Source organism: Rickettsiales endosymbiont of Peranema trichophorum (genome assembly GCF_004210275.1).
GTDB lineage: Bacteria > Pseudomonadota > Alphaproteobacteria > Rickettsiales > Midichloriaceae > RICK02.
Map to the genome: position 1 here is coordinate 1 of NZ_SCFA01000091.1, position 5,589 is coordinate 5,589.

Consider the following 5,589-nt stretch of genomic DNA (forward strand, 5'->3'; position numbering starts at 1 on the left):
TAGTCGCATCACCTTACTTCCCTGAATCCTATGCTCTGCTTCAATCTTTAAAAAACTCATCATATCCTCTTTTGGTTGCTTTATCCTTCATACCATAATACTTCTATTCACTTAACTCAATAATGCAGAGGGCTCATACTGTTGATTCGCGATATTATCCGCAGTTTATCTCGATTATCATATGGTGCTGTTTGCTTCTCAAGTCTAGACAGCCTGTCTAGTATTCCTTGATATGCTTTTTGACTGTCAACATGATTGGAAGATGTCAAAATGATTTTTACCTCACGTTCTATATCATTACACTTCCCCTCCACAACATTTGGAGTTAGCGCAACAGATTCAGGCTCTAGACCATGAAACAATCCTATTGCTGGAGATCTAGACCTGGTGTGTTGTTGTGACACCCTGGACACCTCATTTGCATTGTGTGGTATGTTAAATACATGCCATATCAAATTATTATGTTTTATTGTCTCTGTAGCCTCTTTACCACTTATCTGCTTATATTTGTCACGTATCTTCTTCTCTTTGCTTTCTTCGGTATCGTTATGATTGATATCGAAGAAATTCTTGAGCACATCTTGCTTGATGTCATGAAGAAACTGCCGTCTGGACTCATTATTTTGAACGAAATTAGAGGCTATATCCAGAAACGCTGGCATTTTAGCAGCAAACGAATGACCATGCCCAGCTTTAACCCTTATGGGATGAGCCCCAAGATGATATCGTTGACAAGCCTTATTAACAGCGGCTATAACTGTCATGCAAGCGTCACAACATGCTTTTGATACACTTATATATACGGATAGGGGTTGAATTTGAGTACCTCGGGGCAGCGGGCTCTGAGACAGTCGCGGAAGTATAGACGAGTTCATTGTCTCATCTAATACCTTCATTTCTGCATGCACTCCTCTATTATGTTGGTGATTTAGAAGTTTATACCCTTCTCGACCTTGTAACAATGCATCACGCATCTCTTGGCTTAAAGCGCGCTCATCAGACAGACTATGGAAAGATAGCAATATTGATCTCGTGAACTTGTTCAAAGCAGGTATAAATTCTTGGTCAACTTTCTTATGATTTACTCCTGCATTCCTTGCAAACTCGATAATAGCATTGAGCTGTGCTCGCACATCCTTCTGAAACTGACTGAAATCCTCACCATTCGATACTACACCATCCACAAGTTTCCCACTAGGGTCTCGCTGTGCCCAGTGTCCTTGGGCCAAACTTGCTATATTTGAGAGATGAGTCATCAGCCTCTCTATAAATTCTTTCTGTTTATCAGACTGCTGTTGGTCAATAGTAGTGTCATTAGTGTTTACACTGTCATTCGTAGCTATAAGAAATTTCTGACCATCAAATCCTACAGCACCACATTCATCAAGTACGGCCACACAAGTACTGAGTAAGTCAAGTCTTGATTGAACAGGAGATAGCTCAATATCACCTGACACTGTTGGGACATTTCTACTAGGCTCGGTATATCTCTGTTGAACATTCTCTCACTTCCTTTTCATAGTGATATTGACTATTTATTACTTCCCCATATTCATCATTATATGCTCGATCTTAAATATAATTCAATATTAAAAAAACAATGCATCCAAATTGCTCGTTTTATGAGGTATTTGATCATAATTTCTGGAAATCACAGTACGAATATGATACGGTATGACAATGTACTAACTTTAAATTCTACAATAATGCTGACAATTAGTGACCTTGCTCTCTACATAGATTCCGGTGATATAGATAAGGTACGGACTTACCTGAACAGTGGGGGGAATTTTCTTGTAGGCGGCGAGCACTACAGTGGTATACATGGTGAGGGGCCATTACACCATGCTGCCAGAATGGATCGCCTCGAAATCTGCAAGCTATTCATCGCACATCCACTTATAAAAGTTGATGCTCATAGTGATGGAAGATGGACAGCACTACATATTGCTGTTTGTCATAATCATGTTGATGTTACTCGCCTACTTCTACAACATAAAGCAAACCCAAATTTCTTGGAGGAAACAGGTAAGACGACGTTACACCTTGCTGTTGAGGACAGTGAATACCTCGACACACTTGAGTTGCTTCTAGAAGCAGGTGCAGAAACAAACATCGTTGATAATGATGGAGAGACACCCTTATCTATCGCAATTTCGTATCGACAAAAAGAAATCTGTATACTGTTGTTACAACGTGGGGCCGATCCTTCACTCTGTAGACCAGAGCTAAGGGAAAGCACATTCTTTACAGATACTTCACAGGAAGCTTTTGAGATATTAGAGCATAACGATAAGGCCATATTACAGATGGTTGGTTATAGTTTGGCTCTTTCAAGGTTTAGGCTTCCATTTGAGATGATCAAAGAAGTATGCAAATACTTTGAAAGTCCATATTGGTGGAAGAAGTTTGAGACTGAAGATATCGATAAGCTGAAGGCAGTGGTGTTGCCGACATATGCTCAGAAACTTTTGGAGTCTGTACCTGGAGATGTTGGGCCTGTTGATGCTGAGGTCAATAGTGATGAAGAAGAATGTGTGGCTTGCTCAAACAACGATGGTGGTGCCTCACAAGAGCTGGAGGGGTTTTCAGCAGGGAGCTCATGCAGCGATAATGACAACACTTTGGCAAATGAAGGGGCTGTGGTAATCAGCAGCTCACAAAGGCATTACAGAACTGTGGCTACTTCGGCAAATGATAATCAAAATTCTCTGCTTCTTGATGAGATACTGGAATGGATATCAACATTACCGCCATGGTTTCAGGAGCATATGATGAGGTTGCACATATTGTGGAAAGGCTTATGGCGTGGTCGAATAGTGCTCCCATTGATGCAGAGCTCATATCAAGTGACGGAGGCATGAGCTTTGAAGCAGAGCATACGGATTTGAGCAGGTACGATGCTGCGCCATACACTACTGAAAAGGCAAGTGCAGCTGATTACGCGACAGAGTATCATGCTCAGTTGATAGGAAATGGGATCATAGACTCTGCGTTCTACCCTATGACAGTGGATTGGAACAGCGGAGTAACACTGTAGTGGAGTAGTGCTATCTGGTGATATTGAACCCCTCGGGAGCTACGTGGCCAACGATGGACTATAATACGCTATTGGGAATTCCCACACTTTCCGGGTTTGTTGCAGGATAAGAGCTTGTCCGCTAATCCACGAAAAACCTTATGCCGCCTTTCCCTCTTGATATGATACCAAATTTCAGATTCAATCAGGCAAATGGATTTGAGGATGAAGCTGCGTAAGCGTATTGAAATAGGTCGGCATAGCCGAGTTTCACAAAATCCGTTTCGATCATTTAAAAATGAGATTTGGTATGACATACTTCAATTGATGTTGAATCGACGTAGTATATACCTGTCCCTACCCTTTAATCCGTTCAACAGTATTGCTAAAGGCATCAAGGCGTGCTCCATAAGCTGTACGAACCTTTCGTAACTTACAGCCTGTGGAAAACAAGAGCGAAGGTCTTTAAGAACATAGTGTATATAGAAGTATTTAAAGGTTCTGTAGTTGCTCATGTGAAATAAGACGGGCATTGTCATAACCTCCGAAAGAGCCATTCTACAGGGCTTATTGCGTTTTTTTATTTGGGTTAGGCAAACCAAGTCTTTTATTTTTTTCTCCAAAGGTATTGCAAAAATCATCAATATGACAGAAGATGTCAGTGAGGAATGGGAACATAGACTACCTATTTAATTTGGGTTAAAAAGATAAGCTTACTCCCATTCCGATTCATCTGCAACTCACTCTTGACCTCTCTTCCAACTCATCCTTATATCAAATCGGGGTTAACTTATCTCATATTTGAGGACAAGCTCTTATATACTATCCATTCCTTCTACACAATTATGGAGAGGTCTCTAATATTTTATCTTAAATTTAATGCAATATCTAAATCCAATATATCTAAATTGCTCGTTTTATGACATATCTGATCATAATCTGTGGTGCTCGACGCTTAATGTGATATGATGAAACCATCTACAAATATATTGAAATAGTAAAATATGCTAACAACAATCGACCTTTATATCTATGTAGAATATGGTGATATCAATGGTGTACAGAGTTACTTGAACAGTGGTGGAGATGTTCTTCATTATGGGGGTATAGGCGATGAAGGTCCATTACATCACGCTGCTCGCAAGAATGATGTCGAGATTTCTAAACTGCTTCTGGCGTATCCACTGATAGACGTTGATTATAAAGATGATAGAATGTGGACACCTTTACATCTCTCCGTCTATCACAATTATATTGATGTCGCTCGCCTACTTCTACAACATAAAGCAAACCCAAATTTGGTAGATATCAATGGAAAGACATCACTGCATCTTGCTCTCAGGGACGGTCGATATATCGACATGGTTGATTTGCTTTTAGAGGTTGGAGCAGAGCCAAATGTTATTAACGATGAAGGGTTGACGCCTCTGTCTATTGCGGCCGCTCATCAACAAAAAGAGATATGTATCTTACTATTACAACGTGGTGCTGATATAAGCTTATGCACAGAGAAGTTGCGATTGAGCAAAGTACTGTCAGATACTTCACAGGAAGCTTTTGAGATATTAGAGCATAACGATAAGGCCATATTACAGATGGTTGGTTATAGTTTGGCCCTTTCAATGTTTAGGGTCCCATTTGAGATGATTAAGGAAGTGTGTAGATACTATGAGAGTCCGTATTGGTGGAAAAAGTTTGATACTGAAAATATCCATAAGCTGAGGGCAGCGGTGTTGCCGACATATGCTCAGAAACTTTTGGAGTCTATACCTGCAGATGTTGACATGGTTGATACTGAGGCCAGTAGTGATGAAGAAGAATGTGTGGCTTGCTCAAACAACGACAGCAGCGCCTCACAAGAGTTGGATGGCTTCTCAGCGGGAAGCTCATGCAGCAGCGATAATGACAACGCTTTGGCAGATGAAGGAGCTGTGGTAATCAGCAGCTCACAAAGGCATTACAGAACTGTAGCTACTTCGGCAAATGATAATCAAAACTCTCTGCTTCTTGATGAGATACTGGAATGGATATCAACATTACCGGCGTGGTTTCAGGAGCATATGATGAGGTTGCACATATTGGAAAGGCTGATGGTGTGGTTGGATGGTGGTACTATTGGCACAGAGCTCACATCAAGTGATAGAGGCAATAGCTTTGAATCAGAGCATGTGCACTCGAGCAGATATGAGGCTGCACCATACACTACTGAAAAGGCTAGTGCAGCTGATTACGCAACAGAGTATCACGCTCAGTTGATAGGAGATGGGATCATAGACTCTGCGTTCTACCCTGTGACAATGGATTGGAACAGCGGAGTAACACTGTAGTGGAGTAGTGTTATCTGCTGATGTGGTGTGAAGGTGTAGTACCAACTGTGGTTGTGCCCTTCTTTTCAAATAACTTAGAGTGCAGGTTTCCCGACTTCAGAGGTAAAAGTGCCGTAAGTCAGGAATATACTGGTTTTGGGAAAATAGTTGGGCACAACAATAGACTTCTTTCGAAACTGATTTATAGTAACTCTAAATTATAAATGCCAGCGATTAGATTAAATCTAAGGCCAAATCTTTTTC

At 40.9% G+C, this 5,589-nt stretch carries 5 protein-coding genes; 3 read left to right on the forward strand and 2 right to left on the reverse strand.

What is annotated here, in order from left to right; genetic code table 11:
- Window positions 1-116: 116 nt before the first annotated feature.
- Window positions 117-1,457, reverse strand: coding sequence for a hypothetical protein (locus EDM53_RS04685; RefSeq protein ID WP_130122504.1), 1,341 nt, complete (start codon window positions 1,455-1,457; stop codon window positions 117-119).
- Between the two features lie 249 nt (window positions 1,458-1,706).
- Here EDM53_RS04685 and EDM53_RS04690 point away from each other — a divergent pair, with 249 nt between their 5' ends.
- Window positions 1,707-2,864 (forward strand): ankyrin repeat domain-containing protein, encoded by a 1,158-nt coding sequence (locus tag EDM53_RS04690; protein ID WP_165379646.1) that lies wholly within the window; start codon window positions 1,707-1,709, stop codon window positions 2,862-2,864.
- Window positions 2,861-3,040 (forward strand): hypothetical protein, encoded by a 180-nt coding sequence (locus tag EDM53_RS04695; RefSeq protein WP_130122506.1) that lies wholly within the window; start codon window positions 2,861-2,863, stop codon window positions 3,038-3,040. Before EDM53_RS04690 ends, EDM53_RS04695 begins: the two co-directional genes overlap by 4 nt.
- Before the next feature lie 299 nt (window positions 3,041-3,339).
- Here EDM53_RS04695 and EDM53_RS06380 read toward each other — a convergent pair whose 3' ends face one another.
- A complete protein-coding gene (locus EDM53_RS06380; protein WP_130122507.1) occupies window positions 3,340-3,552 on the reverse strand; it encodes a hypothetical protein in 213 nt (70 codons plus the stop codon).
- 471 nt (window positions 3,553-4,023) lie between these two features.
- Here EDM53_RS06380 and EDM53_RS04705 point away from each other — a divergent pair, with 471 nt between their 5' ends.
- Window positions 4,024-5,346: an ankyrin repeat domain-containing protein gene (locus EDM53_RS04705; RefSeq protein ID WP_130122508.1), complete on the forward strand. Its 1,323-nt coding sequence runs from the start codon at window positions 4,024-4,026 to the stop codon at window positions 5,344-5,346.
- Window positions 5,347-5,589: the final 243 nt, after the last annotated feature.